General features: G+C 73.0%; 27 protein-coding genes. 4 read left to right on the top strand and 23 right to left on the bottom strand.

All coding sequences use genetic code 11. The features are described from left to right. The 5 genes from AB0K37_RS11185 to AB0K37_RS11165 form a co-directional block, all read right to left on the bottom strand. Positions 1-605: SGNH/GDSL hydrolase family protein (locus tag AB0K37_RS11185; protein ID WP_363978238.1), on the bottom strand; the 605-nt coding region annotated here is incomplete at its 3' end. A 34-nt stretch (positions 606-639) separates the two neighbouring features. After that, the gene (locus AB0K37_RS11180) at positions 640-1,284 is read right to left on the bottom strand and encodes an SGNH/GDSL hydrolase family protein (RefSeq protein WP_363978235.1); all 645 of its coding nucleotides are present in this window, start codon (positions 1,282-1,284) and stop codon (positions 640-642) included. Beyond that, positions 1,284-1,541 carry an acyl carrier protein gene (locus tag AB0K37_RS11175; protein ID WP_345173620.1) on the bottom strand — a complete coding sequence of 86 codons (258 nt, stop codon included), beginning with the start codon at positions 1,539-1,541 and terminating at the stop codon, positions 1,284-1,286. Before AB0K37_RS11175 ends, AB0K37_RS11180 begins: the two co-directional genes overlap by 1 nt. 465 nt (positions 1,542-2,006) lie before the next feature. Beyond that, a complete protein-coding gene (locus AB0K37_RS11170) occupies positions 2,007-3,011 on the bottom strand; it encodes a sulfotransferase (protein ID WP_363978233.1) in 1,005 nt (334 codons plus the stop codon). 370 nt (positions 3,012-3,381) lie between these two features. After that, on the bottom strand, positions 3,382-4,332 hold the full coding sequence (locus tag AB0K37_RS11165; protein ID WP_363978230.1) for a LysR family transcriptional regulator: 951 nt from the start codon (positions 4,330-4,332) through the stop codon (positions 3,382-3,384). Between the two features lie 79 nt (positions 4,333-4,411). Here AB0K37_RS11165 and AB0K37_RS11160 point away from each other — a divergent pair, with 79 nt between their 5' ends. Further along, positions 4,412-5,653 (top strand): MFS transporter, encoded by a 1,242-nt coding sequence (locus AB0K37_RS11160; RefSeq protein WP_363978227.1) that lies wholly within the window; start codon positions 4,412-4,414, stop codon positions 5,651-5,653. On the opposite strand, the gene hypE is transcribed toward AB0K37_RS11160, so the two are convergent. The 16 genes from hypE to AB0K37_RS11080 form a co-directional block, all read right to left on the bottom strand. Then, positions 5,636-6,703 (bottom strand): hydrogenase expression/formation protein HypE, encoded by a 1,068-nt coding sequence (gene hypE / locus AB0K37_RS11155; RefSeq protein ID WP_363978224.1) that lies wholly within the window; start codon positions 6,701-6,703, stop codon positions 5,636-5,638. The two genes, AB0K37_RS11160 and hypE, sit on opposite strands and share 18 nt — an antisense overlap. Then, positions 6,700-7,860, bottom strand: coding sequence for a hydrogenase formation protein HypD (gene hypD / locus AB0K37_RS11150; protein ID WP_363978222.1), 1,161 nt, complete (start codon positions 7,858-7,860; stop codon positions 6,700-6,702). Before hypD ends, hypE begins: the two co-directional genes overlap by 4 nt. Then, complete coding sequence (locus tag AB0K37_RS11145) at positions 7,860-8,129, bottom strand: HypC/HybG/HupF family hydrogenase formation chaperone (protein WP_185032181.1); 270 nt, start codon at positions 8,127-8,129, stop codon at positions 7,860-7,862. Before AB0K37_RS11145 ends, hypD begins: the two co-directional genes overlap by 1 nt. Beyond that, positions 8,129-8,767, bottom strand: a complete 639-nt coding sequence (locus tag AB0K37_RS11140; RefSeq protein ID WP_363978249.1) for an SIS domain-containing protein — start codon at positions 8,765-8,767, stop codon at positions 8,129-8,131. The genes AB0K37_RS11145 and AB0K37_RS11140 overlap by 1 nt, the downstream gene beginning before the upstream one ends. A 5-nt stretch (positions 8,768-8,772) precedes the next feature. Then, positions 8,773-8,979: a HypC/HybG/HupF family hydrogenase formation chaperone gene (locus AB0K37_RS11135; protein WP_363978219.1), complete on the bottom strand. Its 207-nt coding sequence runs from the start codon at positions 8,977-8,979 to the stop codon at positions 8,773-8,775. Next, positions 8,976-9,572: an SIS domain-containing protein gene (locus AB0K37_RS11130; protein WP_363978216.1), complete on the bottom strand. Its 597-nt coding sequence runs from the start codon at positions 9,570-9,572 to the stop codon at positions 8,976-8,978. The genes AB0K37_RS11135 and AB0K37_RS11130 overlap by 4 nt, the downstream gene beginning before the upstream one ends. After that, positions 9,569-10,075: a DUF892 family protein gene (locus AB0K37_RS11125; protein WP_363978214.1), complete on the bottom strand. Its 507-nt coding sequence runs from the start codon at positions 10,073-10,075 to the stop codon at positions 9,569-9,571. The genes AB0K37_RS11130 and AB0K37_RS11125 overlap by 4 nt, the downstream gene beginning before the upstream one ends. 23 nt (positions 10,076-10,098) lie before the next feature. Beyond that, positions 10,099-10,230, bottom strand: a complete 132-nt coding sequence (locus tag AB0K37_RS11120) for a hypothetical protein (RefSeq protein ID WP_363978211.1) — start codon at positions 10,228-10,230, stop codon at positions 10,099-10,101. Next, positions 10,227-11,003 carry a hydrogenase maturation protease gene (locus tag AB0K37_RS11115; RefSeq protein ID WP_363978209.1) on the bottom strand — a complete coding sequence of 259 codons (777 nt, stop codon included), beginning with the start codon at positions 11,001-11,003 and terminating at the stop codon, positions 10,227-10,229. The genes AB0K37_RS11120 and AB0K37_RS11115 overlap by 4 nt, the downstream gene beginning before the upstream one ends. Continuing rightward, positions 11,000-11,992: a hypothetical protein gene (locus AB0K37_RS11110; protein ID WP_363978206.1), complete on the bottom strand. Its 993-nt coding sequence runs from the start codon at positions 11,990-11,992 to the stop codon at positions 11,000-11,002. The genes AB0K37_RS11115 and AB0K37_RS11110 overlap by 4 nt, the downstream gene beginning before the upstream one ends. Further along, the gene (locus AB0K37_RS11105; RefSeq protein ID WP_363978203.1) at positions 11,980-12,651 is read right to left on the bottom strand and encodes a DUF6084 family protein; all 672 of its coding nucleotides are present in this window, start codon (positions 12,649-12,651) and stop codon (positions 11,980-11,982) included. Before AB0K37_RS11105 ends, AB0K37_RS11110 begins: the two co-directional genes overlap by 13 nt. Before the next feature lie 111 nt (positions 12,652-12,762). Further along, positions 12,763-12,966 (bottom strand): hypothetical protein, encoded by a 204-nt coding sequence (locus AB0K37_RS11100; protein ID WP_363978200.1) that lies wholly within the window; start codon positions 12,964-12,966, stop codon positions 12,763-12,765. Further along, entirely contained in the window at positions 12,963-13,643 is a 681-nt protein-coding gene (locus AB0K37_RS11095; protein WP_363978197.1) for a DUF5947 family protein, read from the bottom strand. Before AB0K37_RS11095 ends, AB0K37_RS11100 begins: the two co-directional genes overlap by 4 nt. Further along, complete coding sequence (locus AB0K37_RS11090) at positions 13,640-14,125, bottom strand: hypothetical protein (protein ID WP_363978194.1); 486 nt, start codon at positions 14,123-14,125, stop codon at positions 13,640-13,642. Before AB0K37_RS11090 ends, AB0K37_RS11095 begins: the two co-directional genes overlap by 4 nt. Then, on the bottom strand, positions 14,125-15,930 hold the full coding sequence (locus tag AB0K37_RS11085; RefSeq protein ID WP_363978191.1) for a nickel-dependent hydrogenase large subunit: 1,806 nt from the start codon (positions 15,928-15,930) through the stop codon (positions 14,125-14,127). The genes AB0K37_RS11090 and AB0K37_RS11085 overlap by 1 nt, the downstream gene beginning before the upstream one ends. 133 nt (positions 15,931-16,063) lie before the next feature. Next, the gene (locus AB0K37_RS11080) at positions 16,064-17,113 is read right to left on the bottom strand and encodes a hydrogenase expression protein HypE (protein ID WP_363978188.1); all 1,050 of its coding nucleotides are present in this window, start codon (positions 17,111-17,113) and stop codon (positions 16,064-16,066) included. A gap of 179 nt (positions 17,114-17,292) precedes the next feature. Here AB0K37_RS11080 and AB0K37_RS11075 point away from each other — a divergent pair, with 179 nt between their 5' ends. Genes AB0K37_RS11075 through AB0K37_RS11065 form a run of 3 tightly spaced genes read left to right on the top strand, consistent with a single transcriptional unit; the run spans position 17,293 to position 19,524 of the window. Further along, entirely contained in the window at positions 17,293-17,631 is a 339-nt protein-coding gene (locus tag AB0K37_RS11075; RefSeq protein ID WP_363978185.1) for a hydrogenase maturation nickel metallochaperone HypA, read from the top strand. Next, a complete protein-coding gene (hypB, locus tag AB0K37_RS11070; protein WP_363978183.1) occupies positions 17,624-18,430 on the top strand; it encodes a hydrogenase nickel incorporation protein HypB in 807 nt (268 codons plus the stop codon). The genes AB0K37_RS11075 and hypB overlap by 8 nt, the downstream gene beginning before the upstream one ends. A 56-nt stretch (positions 18,431-18,486) precedes the next feature. Continuing rightward, complete coding sequence (locus AB0K37_RS11065) at positions 18,487-19,524, top strand: aldo/keto reductase (protein ID WP_363978180.1); 1,038 nt, start codon at positions 18,487-18,489, stop codon at positions 19,522-19,524. Between the two features lie 50 nt (positions 19,525-19,574). Here AB0K37_RS11065 and AB0K37_RS11060 read toward each other — a convergent pair whose 3' ends face one another. Together AB0K37_RS11060 and AB0K37_RS11055 are read right to left on the bottom strand one after the other, a co-directional pair. After that, positions 19,575-21,725 carry an acyl-CoA dehydrogenase gene (locus tag AB0K37_RS11060; RefSeq protein ID WP_363978177.1) on the bottom strand — a complete coding sequence of 717 codons (2,151 nt, stop codon included), beginning with the start codon at positions 21,723-21,725 and terminating at the stop codon, positions 19,575-19,577. A gap of 48 nt (positions 21,726-21,773) precedes the next feature. Further along, positions 21,774-22,541, bottom strand: coding sequence for a hypothetical protein (locus AB0K37_RS11055; protein ID WP_363978174.1), 768 nt, complete (start codon positions 22,539-22,541; stop codon positions 21,774-21,776). Positions 22,542-22,666 lie beyond the last annotated feature (125 nt).

Genomic DNA, 22,666 nt, shown 5'->3' with positions numbered 1-22,666 from the left:
GCGTCCCGCGTGATCCGGTCCATGGCGCGCGCCCGCGCGCCGAGGACCGAGCGCAGCGGCCGCGGCAGGGCGGGGAAGCGGTGCACCGGCGGCATCCCGGCGACGAGCACGGTCGCCTCCGGGAACCGGCCGCGCACGAGGGCGACGAGCTCGGTGACGTCGGCCGCCCACCGGCGCAGGGGACGCCGCCTGATCAGGTCGTTGATGCCCGTGGTGACGACCACCAGGTTCGGCGCGGAGCCGTTCGCGGGCGGGACGAGCCCGCCGATGATGCGCCGGGCCGTCGCGCCGTTCCGGCCGGAGACCGACCAGGCCACGCTGCGCCGGAGCCGCTCGCCCAGCTCCTGCGCCAGGAAGCCGGGCAGCGCCTCGGCGTGCCGGGACGCGCCGACGCCCACGGCGGTGGACTCGCCGATGACCACGACCCGGAAGGCGGGGCCCCGCCCGGGGTCGGCGCCGGCGACGAAGCCCTGCTCGTCGCCGGTCGCCGGGTCCAGCCGCGGTGTCCGCCGCACCGTCCGCCATGCCTGCACCACCAGTACGGGAGCGAGGAACAGCAGCATCGGCGAACGGAGTGCGCGGGCGACGGAATGTGCTCTTTTCATCAGTCTCCCAGACTGCTGGATCGGCCCCCGGAACTCATTTCACCCGCTCGCCTATCAGGCTTGCCGCAATCTGTGCCATCACCTGGGCGACATAGGCGTGCCCATCCGGGTTCAGATGGATTCCGTCGGCGCTCCACATCGCGGGATCGGCGACTCTCGCCACCGTCTCCCGCTCCGGAAACACCATTCCAAACTCGCGCGACACCCGGTCGAGTTCGGCGTTGAAGTCGTGAATTCGCTGCACCGTGCGTTTCTTACGGAACTGCGAGATCGGGGTGATGTCCAGCAGCGGCGGCCGCGGCACCGGGATGGCGAGGACGACCGCGCCGCGCCCGCGGGCCCAGCCGAACAGCTCCGCCAGCCGGCGCGCCGCGACCTCCCGCTCGAAGCCGCGCAGCGCGTCGTTCATGCCGCATCCGAGCACCACCAGCCGCGGCGCCAGCCCGCGCACGGCGGGCAGCTGGTCGCGCACCACGTCCTCGACCGTCGCGCCCGGGTCGGAGGCGTTGAGCATCTCACCGCGGGGGATCCCCAGGTGAAGGGCCAGTCGCCCGGCCCAGCCGAGCCATCCGCCGGCCGGATCCGGATCGTCCTGGCCCTCGGCCACGCTGTCGCCGAGCACCACCATGGCGGGCCCGGCGGCGCCGGCGCCGCCCACCTCGGGGGGCCGGCCGGCCATCACGCGACGAGGTCGAGCAGGTAGTCGGTGAGGTCGGCCACGGTCTCCCGGCGCCGCGCCTCGGCCACGTCGACCTCCACCTGCAGGTGGTCCTCGATGTCGCTGATGATGCTGATCGCGTACACCGAGTCGACCCCGTAACGGGCGAGTTCGACCCCGGGATCGATGTTTTCCACAGGCCTGTCGAGGTAGAAGGCGATCTTGTCAAGAAGCCACGATTGCAGCTCGTCGTGGGAAATTATTTCCGATCGAGACACCGCCACTCCTCCTTATGTCAGAGGATCATCGAAACAATCGCGATTGGTAACGGAAGACGAGCAACACGCAAGATACAGCCAAATGGTTGGCGTGTCTCGATCCGGATGTGAACGATCGGACACGGAGGTGTCTCCGTCCTGTAAACCGAGTCAGTGGTACGGTAAAAACGGCGATAAGTTACTCATCAGTAACCACTTCCGATAAGGGCCCAACGCACGCGGGCGCGGGCACGCCGCCCTCGCGCGCCCCACCGATACGTCCTCCCCCGCACGGCTCCCGGCGGCACGCCACCTGCGCCGTTTCCCAACCGGGCCGGCCCGGGCGCGCGCCGGCGACGGCCGCAAACCGGGCACGTTTCAGGAGAGTTTCGGACAACCCTTCGTCCCAGTGCCGTGCGGCCTGGCCGAGAGTGCCTTACCTGGAGGCAAGGGCCATCTGTCCCTTCAGTCCCCGCCCTCAGTCTGTCAGGACACGCTTACCGGACCGTTCAGCCGCGAGACCACGGGGTTGGGCTCGCGCCGCTCCGCGAGCCGGTCGCGGAGGGTCTGCGTCTGCCGCGCCCTCCAGCGGTACGCCGCGAGGCGGTGGAATCTGACGAGCGGCGCCGCCGCCGGACGCGCCCCCTCCGTGATCGCGTAGCCGTGGTTCCGCAGCCGGGACGCGAGCACGTGCTGGACGAGGTCCGCCTCGCAGGCCTCCAGGCGGTGGCGCCAGGCGCCCACCTGGCGGCCGTTGACGGCCTCGTGCGTGCCCAGATGCCACTTGCGCGTCGACGGCACCGTCCGCCGCGCGTGCCGGTACGCCGTCGTCATGGCGGGGTCGTACTCCTCGCCGAGGAACGCGCACAGCCTCGTCAGGGCGTCCTCGGGGTCGGCGACCAGGTCCTCGTAGCGGAACTCGTAGAACGTGTCCGGCCCGAGGCGGGCCCGGAGGCGTGCGCCCATGTCGACCGCCTCCCGCCACGTCAGCGCGGCCGTGTGGATGTCGCCGTCGAACCACGGCATCCGCATGAGGGAGCTCACCGCGTCCCGGCCGTCCCGGACGAGGTGGATGAACTGGGCGTCGGGGAACATCCGCCGCAGCATCGGCACCCGGCGGAAGTAGCTCGGCCGCTTGTCCCCCCAGCGCGGCTTTCCGTGCCGGCGCGCGTAGGCGCGGAACACGGCGGCGATCGCCGACCCGAGCGTCGGCGGCCCCTGCACGATCTCCTCGACCACGGCGGCGGCGTCCAGCCGCAGCACCCGGAACTTGGTGCCCTCTCCGCCGGTGATCCATTCGGCCAGCGCGCGCCGGTTCTCCGCCCGTTCCAGGTCCCCGAACCGGTGCCGGATGTCGTAGGAGACATGCACGAACCGTGTCTCGGAGGGGAACGCGATGCGCCGGTGCGAGTGCAGCATCTGCTGGAGCAGCGTGGTCCCCGAGCGCGGGCACCCGAGCACGAAGATGGGCCGGCACGACTCCCCTGTCATGGCCCGCGAGTACCCGCACCCCTCGCGAAAAAGCTCAAACGACCCTCAACAATTCTTGGAAACCGCAGGTCGCAGGAGCCTCACCGTCCCCATCGGCCCCTCGCGCCCAGCCGGGCCGGGCTTCTCCGCCCCGGCGCCGAAGGCGTCCCGGGCCTCGGACGGCGACCTGCTCCTCCACGTTTACCCACCCCCCGGATGCGGTCCGAAGTGATGGAAGAAGGGCCTGTCGCGTCGTCGGGCGGATGCCGTCCGCGCCGCCGTCGCCGGCCGCCCCCGCCCTTCCCGAGTAATGCCCGATGTGCGGATTCCTCGGGCGCGCATAGAGCGGCGAGATATGCGATGGCCGACGTGCGGACACTTCCCGAGTGGCTCACGGCCCCGTGTCCGCCGGCGCTCCGCCATTTTCCGCCGCCGGCGTTTCCGGCGCCGCGCCGCGAGGCGGCGCGGACGCCGCCGTGACGTCCAGTGCCTCCAGAAAAGCGGTGGCGGCCGGAGACGGTCCGAGGCGGCTCCAGATCACGTGCTCCACCCGGGTGGGCGGATCACGGAGCTCGACGACGCGCAGGCCGGTGAGCCCGGTGACGAAGGCGGCGGGCAGCATGCCGACGCCCAGGCCCAGCCGGACGAGCCGCACCACGAGGTCCGGCGTCGTCACCTCGAAGGCGACGTCACGGACGACCCCGGCGGCGGCGAACGCCTCGTCCGACTGGGCGCGCCCGGCCGTGCCGGCGGAGAAGTCGACGAACACCTCGTCCGAGAGCCGGCGCAGTCCGACGTCCACCGCGTCGGCCAGCGGGTGCCCGGGGGCGACCACCGCCACCAGCTCGCCGTGCGCCAGGACGCGGCCGTGCACGCCCTTGGGACGGGCGCTGCGCGGCAGCCCGAGGAACGCGACGTCCAGCGTTCCCTGCCGCACCCGCTCGGCCATTTCGGCGCTCCCTCCCACGCGCAGCGTGACCCGCACCTGGGGATGTCGGACGTGGAAGTCCTTCAGCGCGCTCGGCAGGTCCACCGCCGTCACGGTGGGGATGGCGCCGATGGCGAGCCGTCCGCGGATCTCCCCGGAGACCGCCGCGACCTCGGCGCGGGCCCGGTCCGCGGCGTCGAGAGCCTGCCGGGCGGCGGGCAGGAACGCCTCACCGGCAGGGGTCAGCCGGACCCGGCGGCTGGTGCGGTCGAAGAGCCGGGCGCCGAGTTCGCGTTCCAGCCGGGCGATCTGGTGGCTCAGCGCCGACTGGACGACCCGGCAGCGCTCGGCCGCGCGGGTGAAGTTCGCCGTCTCCGCCACCGCGACCACGTAGCGCATCTGCTGGAGCTCCATGGATCCATCTTGGATCACGATCAATCGCATGACGAACATGTGTTGGACTCATGGATCGGGCCTCGGTGAGACTCCGGGGGTGAACACGAACACCACGACCGACGAGACGTTCGCAGGCGGTGCGGCCGCCCAGGCCGGGCCTCAGCCATCGGCCCTTCGAGGATGGCTGGGGGTCGCGGCGATCACGGCCAGCCTGTTCGCCTTCCTCACCACCGAGCTGATGCCCGTCGGCATCCTCACCCCGGTGAGCGCGAGCCTCGGCATATCGGTCGGAGTCGCCGGGCTGATGGTCACGGTGTACGGCGTCTCGGCCGGGCTGGGCGTGCCCTTCATCGTGGCGTGGAGCAGGCGCGTCGACCGCCGCGTCATGCTGCCGGCGCTCCTGGCGGTCCTGACCGCGGGGAACCTGGTCACCGCCGTCTCACCGAACTATCCGCTGGTTCTGGCGACGCGGCTCGCCATGGGGTTCGCCAGCGGGGTCTTCTGGGCCATCGGCGTGAGCATGGCGATGCGCCTCGTCCCGGAACGGCACGCGAGCAGGGCCGCCGCGGTCGTGATGTCCGGCATCTCGATCGCCGCCGTGGTGGGCATGCCGCTCGGGACGTTCCTGGAAGACCTCACCGGCTGGCGGACCACGTTCCTCATCTGGAGCGGCCTCAGCGCGCTGGTGTTCCTGGCGGTCGCCGCCCTGATCCCGTCTCTGCCGTCGCGGAACGCCGTCCCGGTCCGCGAGGTGTTCGCCCTTCCGTTCAGGAACGCGCGGCTGCGCTCGGTGATGGTCACCGTCGTGCTGTTCGTGCTCGGCCACTTCGGGGCGTACACGTTCGTGCGGCCGTTCCTGGAGGACGGCGCGGGCGCCTCGTCCGCTTCCATCACCGGGCTCCTGATGGCCTACGGCATCGGGGGCGCCGTGGGGAACTTCATCGCCGGGCACACCGCGACCAGGAACCTGAGGGCCACCTTCGTCACCGCCTGCTCGGGTCTCGTCGCCTCCTTGCTGCTGCTCCTCGCGGTCGGGCACTGGCCGGCCGCGCCCGTCGTCCTGCTCGTCGTGTGGGGCGTGTCCTTCGGCGCCTGGCAGCTGTGCCAGGTCAACATGACGCTCGCCGCCGCCCCCGAGACGTTCGAGGCCGCGATGTCGCTCAACACCCTGGCCTACAACACCTCCATCGCGGTCGGCGCGCTGTTCGGCGGGCAGTTCGCCGACCACCTGGGCGTCCGGAGCGTCCTCTGGTTCGGCGCGGCGCTCACGGCGGCGTCGCTGCTCGCCGCGCTCGCCGGCGCCGGCCGGGAGCGGCGCCGGTCAGCAGATGCGCGGTAGCGGGTCCCCGACCAGGAGGTCGACGATGCGGGTGCCGCCGAAGGCCGTCCTCAGCAGCACGAGGCCGGACGGGTCGTCGGTCACGCGGCCGATGACGGCGGCCTCCTCGCCCAGCGGGTGGGCCCGCAGCGCCGCCAGCGCGTCCCGCTCGCACTCGGGGGCGACCACGACCACGGCGCGGCCCTCGCACGCGACGTACATCGGATCGATCCCGAGCAGCTCGCAGGCGCCCCGGACGGCGGGGCGGACGGGGATCGCGTCCTCCTCCACCACCACGGCCGTCCCGGCGTCCGACGCCAGCTCGTTGAGGACGGTCGCCACCCCGCCCCGGGTCGCGTCCCGCATCCGGCGCAGGCCCCCCGGGCAGGCGTCGGCCAGGTCCGCGAGCAGGCAGGTCAGCGGCGCGGTGTCCGAGACGACGTCGGCCTCCAGCTCCAGCTCGCCGCGCGCCAGCATGATCGTGACACCGTGCTCGCCGATCGGCCCCGTCACCAGCACGGCGTCCCCGGGGCGGATCTCCCCCGCGAGCCGGGACCGCACGACCCCCACGCCCGCCGTGGTGACGAAGCAGCCGTCGGCCTTGCCGCGCTCCACGACCTTGGTGTCGCCGGTGACGATGTCTACGCCCGCCGCGTCCGCCGCGCGCCGCATCGACTCGGTGACGCGCCGCAGGTCGGCGACGGGGAACCCCTCTTCGAGGATGAACCCCGCCGACAGGTGCAGCGGCCTCGCGCCGCAGACGGCGAGGTCGTTCACGGTTCCGTTGACGGCCAGGTCGCCGATGTCGCCGCCGGGGAAGAACAGCGGCGACACGACGTGGCAGTCCGTGGTGAAGGCGAGGTCGGCGCCGTTCACCCTGAAGAGCGCCGAGTCGTCCATGCGGTCCAGGCGCGGGTTGGCGAACGCCTCCCGGAACACCGCCTCGACCAGCGTGTGGGTGGCCTTCCCGCCGGAGCCGTGCGCGAGCGTGATCTTGTCCTCGCGCAGCCGCGCCTTGCGGCCCCGCGCGCGCTCGATGCGTTCCAGGACCTGCTCCTCGCGGACGGTCATCGCACGGCCTCCCTGACCCCGCCGGGCTCCCCCGCCCGGCCCGCCCCGCCGATCCGCTCGCGGGTGAAGCGGCCGAAGTTGTAGTACGCGGCGCAGGCGCCCTCGGACGAGACCATGCACGTCCCGATCGGCGTCTCCGGGGTGCAGGCCGTCCCGAAGACCTTGCACTCCCACGGTTTCAGGACGCCCTTGAGCACCTCGCCGCACTGGCACGCCTTCGGATCGGCGACCCGCCCGCCGGGGATCTCGAAGACGCGCTCGGCGTCGAAGGCGGCGTACTCCTCCTTCATCCGGAGCGCGGAGTGCGAGATGAAGCCGAGGCCGCGCCACTCGAAGTAGGGCCGCGGCTCCATGACCTCGGCGATCGCCTCCAGCGCCCGGGGGTTGCCGTCCCACGGGACGACCCGCCCGTACTGGTTCTCGACCTCCGAGCGGCCCTCGGTGAGCTGGGCCAGCAGCATGTGCACCGACTGCAGGATGTCCAGCGGCTCGAACCCGGCGACGACCAGCGGTTTCCCGTAGTCGCCGGTGATGAACGAGTAGGGCCCGCAGCCGATCACGGTCGACACGTGCCCCGGGCCGAGGAAGCCGTCCAGGCGCAGGTCCGGCGAGTCGAGGATGGCCTTGATCGCCGGCAGGATCGTCACGTGGTTGCAGAACACCGAGAAGTTCCCGACCCCCGCCGCGGCCGCCCGCAGCACCGTCATGGCGGTGGACGGCGCGGTCGTCTCGAAGCCGATCCCCATGAACACCACGCGCCGCGACGGGTTCCGCTCGGCGATCCTCAAAGCGTCCAGCGGCGAGTACACCATGCGGATGTCCGCGCCGGCGGCCTTGGCGTCCAGGAACGACCCCCGGCCGCCCGGCACCCGCATCATGTCCCCGAACGACGTCATGATGACGTCCGGCTGCGACGCGATGTGGATCGCGTCGTCCACCCGCCCCATCGGGATCACGCACACAGGGCAGCCCGGCCCGTGCACCAGCGAGACGCTCTCCGGCAGGTAGTCCTCCAGGCCGTGCTTGTAGATGGTGTGCGTGTGGCCGCCGCACACCTCCATGAACTTGTAGTGCCTCCCGGGCTCGCACAGCGAGGCGATCGAGGCCGCGAGGACCCGCGCCCGCTCCGCGTCCCGGTACTCGTCGACGAAGCGCATCAGTCGATCCTCGATTCCCGCAGCGCGTCGATCTCGTCGTCGTAGGCCTCGCCGAGGCCCTCCAGCAGCGCCAGCGTCGCCCTCGCCTCGTCCTCGTCGATCTTGGACATGGCGAACCCGACATGGATGAGCACCCAGTCGCCGGCGGCGAGCCGCTCCCCGTCGAGCAGGGCGGTGTTCACCGCCCGCCGGACGCCGGTCACGTCCACCGTCGCCACCGGGCGGTCCGGCATGATCTCCACGATCTCGCCCGGTATCGCCAGGCACATCAGAAGGCCTCCCCCGCCAGTTCGAGCTGCGTCAGTTCCCAGAGCGCGTGGTAGATCGTCGTCTGCGCCTCCTGGACGCGGTGCACCGACGACGACGGAACGGTGAACAGGTGGTGCAGGCCGGGCGTCTCCGCCATCTGCCCCCCGGTGTATCCGGCGAGCCCGACCACCGTCATCCCGCGCCGCGCCGCCTCCCGCAGCGCGGCGATCAGGTTGTCGGAGTTCCCGCTGGTGGACAGCGCCAGCGCGATGTCGCCCGGACGCCCGAACGCGGCGAGCTGCCGCGCGAACACCACCTCGAACCCGACGTCGTTGGACAGCGCGGTGACCACGGCGACGTCGGTCGTCAGCGCCAGGGCGGGCAGCGGCCGCGCGGACCCGCCCGGATTGAGGAACAGCGCGGCGACGTCCTGCGCGTCCGTCGAGCTGCCTCCGTTGCCGAACGTGAAGAGCCGGCCGCCGGAGCGGAACGCGCCCGCCATCCGCGTGGCGCAGGCCGCGAGATCCTCGGCGTACTGCTCCAGGACGGCCTCGCGCAGCAGGACGATGTCCTCGACCTTCTCCCGCGTCGAGCGGCGCACGTCCTCCAGCAGGGTGTCCAGCCCCGAGCCGCCCGCGTACAGGAAGGGATAGAGCATCTCGGTCACGTCGTCACGACCCCGATCGCCTCCTTGGCGTGGACGAGCACGGTGTCGCCCACAGCGGCGTCCACCAGCGCCACGCTGACCCGTTCGAGCCGCCCGCCGCCGACGTCCACGTCCGCGAGGCCGTCGGCGAGGAGCCGCGCGACGACGACCGGGACGGCCTCGTCAGCGCAGGTCACGCAGTGGTCGCCCGTGCATCCGGTCACGTCGTCACCTCCTGGCCGAGCACGCCCGGCTGCTCCAGGAACACGTGCACCAGCTCCCACAGCACGTGGTAGGCGGTGACGTGCACCTCCTTCACGACGCGCGGGTCGCCGGACGGCACGGTGACCAGGTGGTCGACCGCCCCGGCGAGCGCTCCCCCGTCCCCGCCCGCCAGCGCGACCGTCAGCATGCCGCGGTCCCGCGCGCACTCCATGGCGCGCAGCACGCTGCCGCAGCGGCCGTCCGGCGAGATCCCGAACGCGATGTCGTCCGGGCCGCCGAAGCAGCGGACCTGGTGGGCGAACGCGTCGTCGAACCCCGCCCCGGCGCAGACGCCGGTGAGGGTCGCGACGTCCCCGGTGAGCGACAGCGCGGGCAGCGCCCGCTTGCCGACGATCACCGGGTGCACGAACTCGACCGCCACGTGCTGCGCGTCGGTGGCGGCGGCGCCGGTCCCGAAGGTGAGCAGGCGCCCCCCGCGGTGGAAGCGGGCCGCCATCGCGTGGCAGGCGGCGGCGATGGCGGCCGCCTCCTCGGCGAGCGCCGCGCCCGGCTCCGCGCGGCGGCGGAACACCTCCGCCACGGCGGCGGTCACCGGCCCTCCCCCGCGGGCGGGGCCTGCCGGGCGCGCAGCGACATGTCCACCGCGAGGTCCCAGCGGTCCGACAGCTCGTGAGAGATCGCGTGGGCGTCCTCGCACATCGCCGCCGCGACCCCCGCCGTCTCGCGGTCCCCCGCGCGGTCGGCGAGCCGCCGCAGCGTCTCGCCCGCAGCGATCTGCAGGTGGACGGCGACGTAGGCGTCCCGCATGTGCTTGACGGGGTCGCGGTGGGCGTGGCCGATGCCGCCCTCCAGCACCGACGCGAGAAGCGTCCCGGCGTCGCGCGCGACGCTCGGCGACGACCGGTGCGCGTGCAGCCGGGCCTCGATCGCCCTGGTGTACGCCCGCGAACGCTCGGCGTAGTGGCCGAGCGGCCGGCACAGCTCCGGCTCGTCCGCCGCCGCGGTCAGCATCTCGCTGAGCGCGGCCTCGGCGTGCTCCTGGAGCGCGTGCGCGTCCTTCAGATGGCCGACGAGCCGCCGCTCGATCGTCCTCATGAGCGTCCGCTCCGCGTCCCCGATCACATCGACTCGGCTTTGAGGTACCGGCGCATCGCCGGCATCTCCTTGACGAGCACCGCGACCACACCGACCGCGACCAGTCCGAGCATCACCCGGACGGCGACCGCGCCGGTGCGCGTTCCCTTCCTCATCCCCCCGCTCCCTCCTGTGCGAGTTCCCCTGTGAATTCCTCCGCCAGCAGCCGCTCGACCAGCGCGGCGGCCTCCTCGACCGCCGCGCCGACCGGCGCGCTGAGCCTCATCTCCCAGGTGGCGTCCGTGGTCCGCGCCGACGGCTCGCACGCGACGAGCAGGATGCGCGGCGGGACCGGGCCGTTGTCCCGGGCCAGCCGCAGCACCTGCGCGGGGTCGAGGCCGTGCGCGTCGACGGCGACGCCGCCGAAGTCGTCCGGGCCGGGCTCGACGAGCGACACGGTGCCGGGCGCGTGGCCGCGCTCGGCCGCGTCGACCAGGACCGCGGCCCGGTAGCCGTCGCCGAGCGCGTACATCAGGTCGATGCCGCGGATGCCGAAGTCGACCACGTCCACGCCGGGCGGCAGCGAGCGGGTCGCCAGCCGCCGGACGACCTCCACGCCGAACCCGTCGTCGCCGTGGAAGACGTTCCCGATCCCCGCGACGAGGACCGTGCGGGACGGCGCCTCCCCGGGCAGCGGCTCGACCTCGTCCGGCCGGACGAAGAAGCGGTGCCCGAGCTGGTTGTAGGGGCCGAGGTCGCGGCCCGGGTCGTCGTCCAGCGCGACGACCAGGTGCACCCCGCCCTCCATGTCCTCCTCGACGCGCTCGACGACGGCGGTGCGGCCGACGAGCGCCAGGTCGAAGATGTCGGCGCCCCCGCGGGGACGCAGCCGGACCCGGCTCCCCGGAGCCGCCTCCCGCCCGCCCGCGTCGCCGTTCTCCGCGCTCACCAGACGTCCTTCCGCGGATCCCGCAGCGTGCCGTGCAACGCGAGCAGCTCACCGGACGACAGCGCACCGCACCGCTCCAGGATCCGTCGCGCCTTCGGGTCGGTCGCCGCCATCTCCCGCCGCTCCTCCTCGGTGAGGGTCAGCACGCTGAGGATCAGCAGCTGGTCGATCTCCGTCCCGTCGAACAGGTCGCCGGGGCTCTCCGGCGCCACCTGCGGCCAGTCGTAGAGGACGATCGGCGCCGCGAGGACGGTGTCGTGGCTTCCCGGCTCCCCCGCGAGGACCGGCCACAGCCCGTCCCTGCCGCACTCGGCGGCCGCCTCCGCGAGCCGCTCCGGCGGATCCGTGAGCGACGCGAACGCGCCCCCGCCGGTGCGCGCCACGACATGCGCGCACAGCATCCCGGCGCGGACGGCGTCCTCGCGCTCCTCGGCGGCGCCCGTGTTGACGACCTCGACGCGCAGCCGCACCACGCCGTCCCCGGCGGGCACGGCCGAGACCTCGACCCGTCCGTCCACCCGCTCCCACGAGCGGACGAACCGCACCCCGCCGCCGCCGCACGGCGCCTTGCCGTCCACGGGCTCCTCCTCGGCGCCCGCGGCCACCTCGACCGGGACCCGGACGGGAGCGCGCACGAGGCGCTCGACCGCGACCGGGCCGCTGGTGAGCTCGCGCTCGCGGGCCTCCTGCCAGGTGGTGTGGATCTCGTCCCCGGCGCGGATCTCGTCCACGGGGGTGTCGCCGTGCATCACCTGGCGGTGCACCGCGTGCAGGAACCGCAGCGCGACCTCTACTTCGGCGTCGGGGCCGGCTTCGAGGAGGAACTCGGCGTGAACCCTCCAGCGGTCGCTGTTCCGCTCGGCGTGGCCGCGCGGATAGACGCCCCCGATCGTCCAGCGCTGCCGGTTCTTCAACGCGGACCGGCGGTACGGCCAGAGGAGGTACCCCTCGTAGAGGACGGTGTCCGCGATCGCCCTCAGGCGGTCCACTCTTCCTCCCCGCGTCGCTTCTCGGCGTGGCGCAGCAGCTCGTCGACCGTGTCGTCGAACGAGGAGTGCGCGCGCCGGGCCCGGTACGCCGACAGGCGTCCGAAGCAGTCGTCGTCCAGCCGCAGCCAGCGGGCGGTGCCGTAGTAGCGGCCCATCAGGTCCCGCCACACCTGGAGGGGCAGGTCGCCGGCGGCCTCGTGATGCCACGGGATCTGCCCGGTGCGCAGCGCGCCGTCCTCGCCCGGGTAGAAGACCGTGCCGTTGAAGGCCAGGTCGAGCGGGACGTCGCCGCCGCCGAGCGCGTGCAGGTACCGGTCGGCCGCGACCTGCATGTCGTGCCCGCACGGCAGGGAGAGCGCCGCCTCCGTCCCGCCCCGGAACGTCGGCACGGTGGCGCCGACGCGCGCCCAGGTCAGGCCGCGCAGCGACCGGTCCCACATCTCCGGCGGACCGAACACCCCGGCGAGCCGGTCGCGCTCGGCGTCGTCGTAGCCGCGGCGCGCCGCCGCGATCGTCACCGTCGTGGTGAGCAGGACGCACTGGACGGGCCCGCCGTCCAGCCGCCGCAGCCCGATCCGCAGGCTCAGCGTCGGCGTCGCCGCGAAGGTCTCCGGCTCGATCCCGAGCAGGTCGAGCCCGAGCTCCGGTGTCCCGCTCATCATGCTGTGTCTCCTCGTGGGGGGGCGACCCCCCACGCCCCCCGGTTCGCTTCGCTCATGCTGTGTCTCCTCGTGGGGGGGCGACCCCCCACGCCCCCCAGTTCGCCGTCCTCATGCTGGTGACAGATTCGGCATGGAGTCGAGGATCGGACCGTGCGTCTCCGGGTTGATCCCCGTCGAGCGGGCCGCGGTGGACGTCCCGTCGGGCAGGTGCCCGACCTGCTTGTCGTAGTTGCCGGTGTGGTTGCCCTCGCGGACGCCCCGCGTGTGCGAGGGCTTGTCGGGAGTGACGTCGGGCTTCCCCACTCTGATCATCGTGTTCCCCTCTTCTCCTCGGCGGCCCCCCGGGCCGCCTTCAACTCGGCGAAGAACGCGCCGATGTGCCGCCAGACCGCCCCGCCGCCGGTGAAGCCCGTCCAGTGCTCGCGCAGCAGGGCGGTGAGCCGGTAGCAGTCGTCGATCGGGAGGATCCAGTGCTCCGCCGCGTCCCGCGCCCGGTGCACGGCCGCGTCCCGCGCGCGGTGCACGACGAGCGCCTCCACGTCCGGGCGCAGCTCCGCCAGGACGGGGTTGACGTCGACCAGGCGCCGCCAGCTCGCGGCGTGGACGGCCGCGTGCAGCGCCCCCGCCGGGCTCGGATAGCGGGCGGTGACCTCGCCCGTCCCGGAGACGGAGAAGAAGGCCAGGTCGACCGGGACGCCGAGCCCCGCCCACAGCGGGCCGTCCAGGCGGAAGCCGGTCAGCTCGCGCCGCCGGTCCGGGACGAGCCGGTAGTGCCGCCCGCCCGCCGCCTGCCCGTCGAACAGGACGGTGCACGCCCCGCACGCGCACAGCAGCTCGCCCTTCTCCAGGTCGAGCAGGTGCCGGTGCGCGCCGTGCACGGGTTCGGCGCACAGCTCGCACCGCTCCACCGCCTCGCCCGGCGGCGGCGCCGGGCGCGGCGGAGCCGAGGCCAGCGCGGCCAGCCTCGGTGCGGAGAGCCGCCGTGTCATGCGCGGCTCCGCACCTGGTCCAGAGTGATCAGCACCTTCTCCGGCGCGGGCGCCTCGATCTCGACCCGCTCCAGTTCCGGCGCCGCGGCGAGGGCCGCCCGCTCCACGGCGTCCAGCACCGGGCGCGGCGCGGCGGCGCGCCCCTCGGTCGCGGCCCTCAGCCGCACGGTGTCCCCGTCCACCCCGGTCAGCTCCACGGACGTGCGGTGCTTGGCCAGGAACGCCTCCAGCGCGGCGAGGGCCCGCCGGACCCGCGCCTCCGGCGTCTCCGGGTGCAGGCCGTGCATGGCCAGCAGGTGGCAGACCAGCTCGTCGCCGGCCAGCTCCGAGGCGTCCGCGCAGCGCCGCACGATCCGGTCGAGGGCCTCCCCGTACAGCTCCACCAGCGCCTGGACGGCCTGGTGCGCCCCGGGGTCGAGCCCGTCGAGCAGCCCTTCGAGGCGCTGGACGTGCTCGCGGACGCGCTCGTCGTCCCAGCCCATCAGTGGCCCTCCTGGGCGCCGAACATCGGGGAGTGCCGCTTCTCGATCGTCCGGCCGTTGCCGACGTACATGTGCACGCCGCAGGGCAGGCACGGGTCGAAGCTGCGGACGGTCCGCATGATGTCGATGCCCTTGAAGTCGTCCGGGCCGTTCTCCTCGAAGATCGGCTGCCCCTGGACCGCGTCCTCGTACGGGCCGGGCGTGCCGTAGGAGTCGCGCGGGCTGGCGTTCCATGGCGTCGGCGGGTACGGGTGGTAGTTGGCGATCTTGCCGTCGCGGATGACGAGGTGGTGCGAGAGCACGCCGCGGACCGCCTCGTGGAAGCCGCAGCCGATCGCCTCGTCCGGGACGTCGAAGTCGGTGAACACCTTCGTGCGCCCGGAGCGGACCTCGTCGAGGGCCTTCTCGGCGAAGTACAGCGCCATCCCCGCCGCGTACGCGATGAAGTACACGCGGGCCCGGTCGCGCTCGATGGTGTTGGCGTACTGCGGCGGCCTCCACTCCAGGTTGACCTCCGGCATGCCGGGGGTCTTCGGCAGGTCGATCTGGACGCTGTGCCCCGTGGAGCGGACGTACGGGGTGTCCACCTCCCCCGCCAGCGCGGTCGACCACAGGCGGGCGAGCGGCCCGCCGCCGGTGTCGAGCGCGAGGTGGTCGCCGGTCTCCGGGTGGCGCCAGCGCGGGCTCATCACCCAGCTGTACTTGCCGCCGTCGAGGTCGCGCTTCTGCGGGTTCGGCAGCGTCGTCTGGTTCCACGGGTGCCGCTGGTCGACCGGGTTGCCGAGCGGGTCCTCCTTGACGAAGGTCTCCTCGTTGGCCCAGTCGTCGTAGTAGGAGCTGCCGAGCAGGATCCGCATGCCGAGGTTGATCTCGACCAGGTCCGTCGTGACGAGCTGCCCGTCCACCACGACGCCCGGGGTGACGAAGGCGGCCCGCCCCCACTCGGACATGTGCCGGTAGTCGTAGTCGACGACGTCCGGGTTCTGGAAGGCGCCCCAGCAGCCGAGCAGCGTCCGCCGCCGGCCCACCTGGTCGTAGCCGGGCAGCGCCTCCAGGAAGAAGTCGAAGATGTCGTCGTTCATCGCGACGGCCCGCTTGATGAAGTCGAGGCAGCGCGTCAGCCGGACGAGGTAGTCGGTGAACACCTGCGGCGTCGCGACCGTCCCCACTCCGCCCGGGTACAGGGTCGACGGGTGGACGTGGCGCCCCTCCATCAGGCAGATCATCTCGCGGGTGATGCGGCTGAGCTGGAGGGCCTCCTTGTAGACCGAGCCCTCGAACGGGTTGAACGCCGTCATGATGTCGGCGATCGTGCGGAACCCGTGGACGGAGCCGCGCGGCGCCTCGGTGTTCTTCGCCGTGGCCAGCAGGCTCGGGTTCGTCTCCGCGACCATCCGCTCGCAGAAGTCGACGAAGACCAGGTTGTCCTGGAAGAGCGTGTGGTCGAACATGAACTCGGCGGCCTCGCCGAGGTTGATGATCCAGTCGGCGAGCGGCGGCGGTTTGATCCCGTACGCCATGTTCTGGGCGTAGACCGAGCAGGTCGCGTGGTTGTCGCCGCAGATGCCGCAGATCCGGCTGGTGATGAAGTGCGCGTCGCGCGGGTCCTTGCCCTTCATGAACACGCTGTAGCCGCGGAAGATGGACGAGGTGCTCCGGCACTCGGCCACCTGCCCGTTCGCAAAGTCGATCTTGGTGTAGATGCCGAGGTTGCCGACGATCCGGGTGATCGGGTCGAACGCCACCTCGACGAGCCCCGCCTGCGTGGCCGCCCGTTCGCCTCGCGTCTGCGTCCCCTGCTTCATGACTCGCCCCGCTCCATGAACTCGCCCCTGTTCCCTCGCCCGCCGCCGTCCGTCGGCGCGGCCGTCCTGCGTTCGTGTCCTCGCCGGTCGGGCCGTGCCGCGCCGGTGGGCCCCCCACCGGCGCGGCCGCCGCTCACTGGTGCGGCCAGCGGGGCTGGTAGCCGCTGGTCAGCCTCTCCCGGTTGTGGCGCCACTTCGGCTCCCGGTTGGCGCCCTTGTTGGTGATCGACCGCATCTTCCGGATGAACGGCCCGTAGGACCGCAGCAGCGTCGTCGAGAGGCTCGCCCCCGGCGGCTCGTCCATGAACGGCATGAACTTGTCCGGGAAGCCGGGCATCGTGCAGCCGATGCAGATGCCGCCCACGTTGGGGCAGCCGCCGACGCCGTCCATCCAGCCGCGCTTGGTGACGTTGCAGTTCACGACCGGGCCCCAGCACCCGATCTTCACCTGGCACTTCGGCGAGTTGTAGTCGCGCGCGAAGTCGGCCTGCTCGTAGTAGGCGGCGCGGTCGCATCCCTCGTGGACGGTCTTGCCGAACAGCCACGTCGGGCGCAGCTTGTCGTCCAACGGGATGACCGGCGCCTGCCCGGCGGCCTGGTGCAGCACCCAGAGCAGCGTCTCCATGAAGTTGTCCGGCTGCACGGGGCAGCCCGGCACGTTCACGATCGGCAGCCCGCCCGCGGAGCGGAAGTCCCAGCCGAGGTAGTCGGCGAGGCCCATGCAGCCCGTCGGGTTGCCCGCCATGGCGTGGATGCCGCCGTAGGTCGCGCACGTGCCGATCGCCACGACCGCCCACGCCTTCGGCGCGAGCCGGTCGATCCACTCGTTCACCGTGATCGGCTCGCCGGTCTCGGGATCGTTGCCCATCGACGTCCAGTAGCCGTCCCCGTTGATGTTCTCGTTGGGGATTGACCCCTCGACGACGAGGACGAAGGGCGCCAGCTCGCCGCGCGCGGCCTGCCGGAAGGCCTCCATGAACTCGTCGCCGTTCTCGTAGGCGAGCACCTTGTTGTGCAGGTGGACCTTGGGCAGGCCCGGTATCGCGCCGAGGACGACGTCCTCGATGCTCGGCAGCGAGGCCGCGGTCACCGAGATCGTGTCCCCGTCGCAGCTCATTCCCTCTGACGTCCACAGAATGTGGATCTCGTCCGTCAGTGGTTGCGCCGGAGCGGTGCTCGTCATCGCTTCCCCCTTCGACCGGCTGCGGCCATCACCATGCGGTTGCCCTGCGGGAACAGCGCGAAACACCGCCCGAAAAGCCCCCCAAGCCATTTCCCCGATTCGGTAAACACACCGTTTGAGCTGGGAAGATCCGGGCAGCAGAACGGCGCTGGGACAATGGAAGCGGGCCGGGAGGGCGCGTGCACGAATTGGCCGTGACGGAGAGCGTCATCGCGGCAATTTCTACCCAATTGCCCGATTCGCGGGTGGTGGTGGTGCACCTCGAAATAGGGAGACTTTCCGGAGTCATGCCGGACGCGGTGCGCTTCTGCTTCGAACTGGCCGGCGAGGGGACGTGCGTCGAGGGCGCGCGGCTCGACATCACCGAGCCGGAGGGCGTCGGCGACTGCGCCGCCTGCGGGGCCTCGTTCCCCGCGCGCGACCCGCTCGCGCTGTGCCCGTGCGGCAGCGCCGACGTGGTGATCAGCGGCGGCGCCGACCTGACGATCAAAGCGGTGGAGGTCGCCGACGATGTGTGAGACCTGCGGCTGCGACGGCGGGGACGCCGCGCGCCTGACGACCCTGACGGCCCCCGGGGACGGCTCCGGCCACGCCGCCGGGCACATCCACGTCCACGACCCCGTCCCCGTCCCCGGGCACGGGCACGGGCACGGGCATGAGGACGGGCACGTCGTGACGCTGGGCCAGAAGGTGCTGGCCCGCAACGACGACCTGGCCGGCCGGAACCGCGCGTGGCTGGCCGAACGCGGCATCGCGGCGCTCAACGTGATGAGCTCCCCCGGTTCGGGGAAGACGACGCTGCTGGAGCGCACCGTCGCCGACCTGAGCCCGGACCGGCCGATCTCGGTGATCGAGGGCGACCAGGAGACGCTGCTGGACGCCCGGCGGCTCGCCGCGGCCGGGGCCCGGACCGTCCAGGTCAACACGGGCGCCGGCTGCCACCTGGACGCCGCGATGGTGGCCGGCGCCCTGGCCGCGCTGTCACCGCCGGACGGCTCCACGGTGTTCGTGGAGAACGTCGGCAACCTCGTCTGCCCGGCGCTGTTCGACCTCGGCGAGCGGGCCCGCGTCGTGCTCATGTCCGTCACCGAGGGCGACGACAAGCCGCTGAAGTACCCGCACATGTTCCGCGGCGCGGACGTCCTGCTCCTCAACAAGACCGACCTGCTGCCGCACGTCGACTTCGACGTGGACGCCTGCCGGGCCGCGGCCCGCCGGCTGTGCCCCGGGCTGCGCGTGCTGCCCGTCTCGGCGACCCGCGGCGACGGCCTGGACGCCTGGTACGACTGGCTCGCCGAGGCGACGGCCGGGCCTTGACCTGGAGTGCGCTCCAGCACCTAGCGTTCTGCGCGAGCGACTGACGAGGAGCACGCATGCAGTACCGCAAGCTCGGCCGTACCGGCGTCGAGGTCAGCACCCAGACCCTCGGCGCGATGATGTTCGGCGCGGTCGGCAACCCCGACCACGGCGAGTCCGAGCGCATCGTCCACCGGGCCCTGGACGCCGGGATCAACTTCATCGACACCGCCGACATGTACTCGGCCGGGGAGAGCGAGGAGATCGTCGGGAAGGCCCTCAAGGGCCGCCGGGACGACGTCGTCCTCGCGTCCAAGTTCTTCTTCCCGCTCGGCGAGGAGCGCAACGCGCGGGGCGGGTCGCGGCGCCACATCGTCCGCGCCGTGGAGGACAGCCTCCGCCGCCTCGGCACCGACCGCATCGACCTGTACCAGATGCACCGCCGCGACTGGGAGACCGACCTCGAGGAGACCCTCGACGCGCTGACCGACCTCGTCCGCCAGGGCAAGGTCCTCTACGTCGGGTCGTCGTCCTTCCCCGCCGACTGGATCGTCGAGGCGCAGTGGGCCGCCGAGCGCCGGGGCGGCGTCCGGTTCGTCTGCGAGCAGCCCCAGTACTCGATCTTCGCCCGGTCGATCGAGGAGTCCATGCTGCCCGCGGCGCGGCGCCACGGCATGGGCGTGATCCCGTGGAGCCCGCTCGCCGGCGGCTGGCTCACCGGCAAGTACCGGCGCGGCGAGCAGGCCCCCGAGGGCGCCCGCTTCGCGCCGTCGGACAACCCGGCGTGGCGGGGCCGCACCGTCGACACCGACCCCAGCGCGTCGGCCCGCTACGACGCCGTGGAGCGCCTCACCAAGATCGCCGAACAGGCGGGCCTCTCGCTGACCCACCTGGCGCTGGGCTTCGTCGCCGAGCACCCGGCCATCACCTCGACCATCATCGGGCCGAAGACGATGGCGCAGCTGGAGGACCTGCTCGCCGCCGCCGACGTCCGGCTCGACGCCGCCACCCTCGACGCCATCGACGAGGTCGTCCCGCCCGGCACCGACATGGCCGGCATCAAGCACATGACCGGCAACCCGTCCCTGGACGCGGGGAACCGCCGCCGGTCCTGACGAAGGCCCCGGTCCGGGCCCCGGCGCCGCCGCGCCGGGGCCCGGCCGTCCTACCGGATCAGCGGGTCGCGGGGCAGGCCGAGGATGCGCTCGGCGATCTGGTTGCGGGTGATCTCGGAGGTGCCGCCCGCGATGGACATGCCCCGGGACCCGAGGCGCATCAGGCCCGCGAACTGGCCGAGGCCCTCGGTGAACGCGGTCTCGGGCCCGGCGAACTCGGCGAGGAGGGCGGCGGTGGCGTGGCCGTGCTCGGCGAGGACGAGCTTGGTGATGTTGCCCTCGGGACCCGGCTCCGCGCCCGCGACCGCGCGCTCGGCGGACCGCAGGTTGAGCAGGCGCAGGGCCTGCTCCTCGGCGGCGTACGCGCCGACGCGCTCGGCCGCCGCCGGGACGCGGTCGCCGCGCTCGGCGTAGAGCCGGAACACGTCGGGTCCCGGCGGGCCGCCGACGCCGCCGCCGATGCTGACCCGCTCGTTGCCGAGGGTGGCGCGGGCGACGGTCCAGCCCTTGTTCGGTTCCCCGACGACGTCGGCGTCGGGGACGAAGACGTCGGAGAAGAACACCTCGTTGAAGTCGGAGGTGCCGGTCGTCTGGCGCAGCGGCCGGACCTCCACGCCGGGGTGGCGCATGTCGACGACGACCATCGTGACGCCGGAGTGCTTCGGCGCGTCGGGGTCGGTGCGGACGGTGGCGAAGCCCCAGCGGCAGTGCTGGGCGCCGCTCGTCCACACCTTCTGGCCGTTGACGAGCCAGCCGCCCTCCACCTTGACGGCGCGGGTCCTGACCGCCGCCGCGTCCGACCCGGCGTCGGGCTCGCTGAACAGCTGGCACCAGACCTCCTCGCCCGTGAGCGCAGGGCGCACCCACCGGTCGACCTGGTCCTGGGTGCCGTGCTGGACGAGCGTGAGGATCACCCAGCCGGTGATGCCGAGCTGGGGGCGCTTCACGCCCGCGGCGCGGAACTCGTCCTCGATGACCAGTTGCAGCCCGGCGCTCGCCTCCACTCCCCAGGGGCGCGGCCAGTGCGGCTGGACGTAGCCGGTCTCGATGAGCCTCTCGCGCTGCTCGGCCGGGGGCAGCGCGGCGATCTCCCGGGCCAGCCCGCGGATCTCCGCGCGGCGCGCCTCGGCCTCGGGCGGCAGGTCGAGGCTCGCCTCCCGGACGACCCCGGCCGCCCGCAGCCGGGTCACGTCCCGCTCCGCGGCGTGCGGGCCGGCGACGGCCTCCAGCGTCGCGGCGCGGCGCAGCAGCAGGTGCGCGTCGTGCTCCCAGGTGAAGCCGATGCCGCCGTGCACCTGGATGTTCAGGCCCGCGTCGGAGGTGAAGGCGGGCAGGGCGAGCGCCGCCGCCACGGCCGCGGCCAGCTCGAACTGGTCGGACGGGCCGGACGCCGCCCGCGCCGCGTCCCACACCGCGGCCGTGGCGAGCTCCGCGGCGACGAGCATGTTCGCGCAGTGGTGCTTGACGGCCTGGAACGTCGCGATCGGCCGCCCGAACTGCTGCCGCACCTTGGCGTACGCGGTGGCGGTGTCGACGCATTCCAGCGCGCCGCCGACCGCCTCCGCGGACATCAGCGTCCGGGCGACGGCGGTCGCGTGCGCGCGGGCCCCGGCGAGGACCTCCACGGCGGCGCCGTCCAGCCGCACGCGGGCGGAGCGGCGGGACGGGTCCAGGTTGCCGGGCACCTCGACCGCGACGCCCGGTGCGCCGGCCCGCACGACGACCATGTCGTCGCCGGCGGGCAGGACGAGCAGTTCCGCGAGGCCGCCGCCCAGCACGACGCCCGCGTCCCCGGTGGCGGCGCCGCCGGTCACGGTGAGCGCGCCGTCCAGCCCGAGGGCCGCCGGGGTCGCACCCGACGCGAGGCCGGGCAGGAGCCGGGCCCGCCGCTCCCCGTCCCCCGACGCGTCGAGCACGGCGGACGCGATCATCGTCGGCAGCATAGGGCCGGGCGCGGCGGCGCGGCCGAGCTCCTCGGCGACCACGACCAGCTCCGGCAGGCCCGCTCCCCCGCCGCCGTGCTCCTCGGGAAGGTGCAGGCCGAGCAGCCCCAGCGCGGCGAACTCCCCCCAGAAGGCGGGCAGGGTCTCCTTCTCGGCGTCCAGCAGCGCGCGGTTCGCCGCCCGCGCCCCCTGGTCGCGCAGGAACGAGCGCGCCGTCCGTGCCAGCTCGCGGTGTTCGTCGCTGATGGCGATCGCCATGGCCCCTCCAGGCTTCCGTCCCGGCCAGAACACCAGAATGGCATTCGGTCACCCTCCGGGGCGAGGGGGGAGACCCGATCGGCCGCCGACGCGGGTCGGGTGCGGGCGGCGCCGCGCGGGCCTGGGCGGCGGCGCCAGGTACAGCCACGCGCTGGTGCGGGTCTGCTTGACGTCGACGTCGATCAACTCGAAGTCCTTGCCGTCGATCAGCCGGTATCCGGTGGCCGCCTCGTAGACGTTGGGGGAGACGGCGAGCGCGAAGTCGGCGTCCTCGTCGTCGAGGCGCCGCTTCATGGCGGGCGCGTCCAGCATCCGGAACAGCAGGTTGACCGTGTCGCCGGTCACCCCGTGCCTGTCGCGGTGCAGGAACCCCGCGTGCAGAGCGGCCCGCAGGCGCAGCCGCTCCGAAGGCACGGCGGTCGCGTTGTAGGCCTGGACCCGTTCGCGGATGTTCCCGAAGAGGAGCGGGAGGACGGTGTCGAGGCTGGCCTGCGCGCGCAGCACCATCAGGAGCCCGTCGCCCCTGTCCTCCATCCGGCTTCCGCGCCGCCCGATGCGCGCCGCCGCGAGCGCGTCGCCGACGATCCGGTACATCACCTCGCGCAGGTGGATCTGCGTCGCCTCGTCGTGGCCGGTGAACCGGGCGATGTCCAGGGCGAGGACGACCCGGCAGCGGGGCCGCGCGCCGCCGCCGCGCCGGGAGGCGAGGCGGCGGTACAGCCGGCGCGCGACGCACCACCCCGCTTCGCGCCGCCGGAACATGTCAGGAAAGAGAGCTTCGACGGTGAGATCGTCGCTCCGGAAGCTGGGCGCCATTGCCGTACTTCTCCTCCACGAAGATCGACCGCTTCAGTCAGCGATCACCTGACTCTTTCGTGTGCTTAGTCAGGTCCGTGGCACTTCATCCAAAAAAGAACCGGCAGTGGCGCCTGCAATACGTC

The sequence above is a fragment of the Actinomadura sp. NPDC049753 genome (assembly GCF_040674655.1).
Lineage (GTDB): Bacteria > Actinomycetota > Actinomycetes > Streptosporangiales > Streptosporangiaceae > Spirillospora > Spirillospora verrucosospora.
This window is presented reverse-complemented; position numbering and strand designations above follow the sequence as displayed.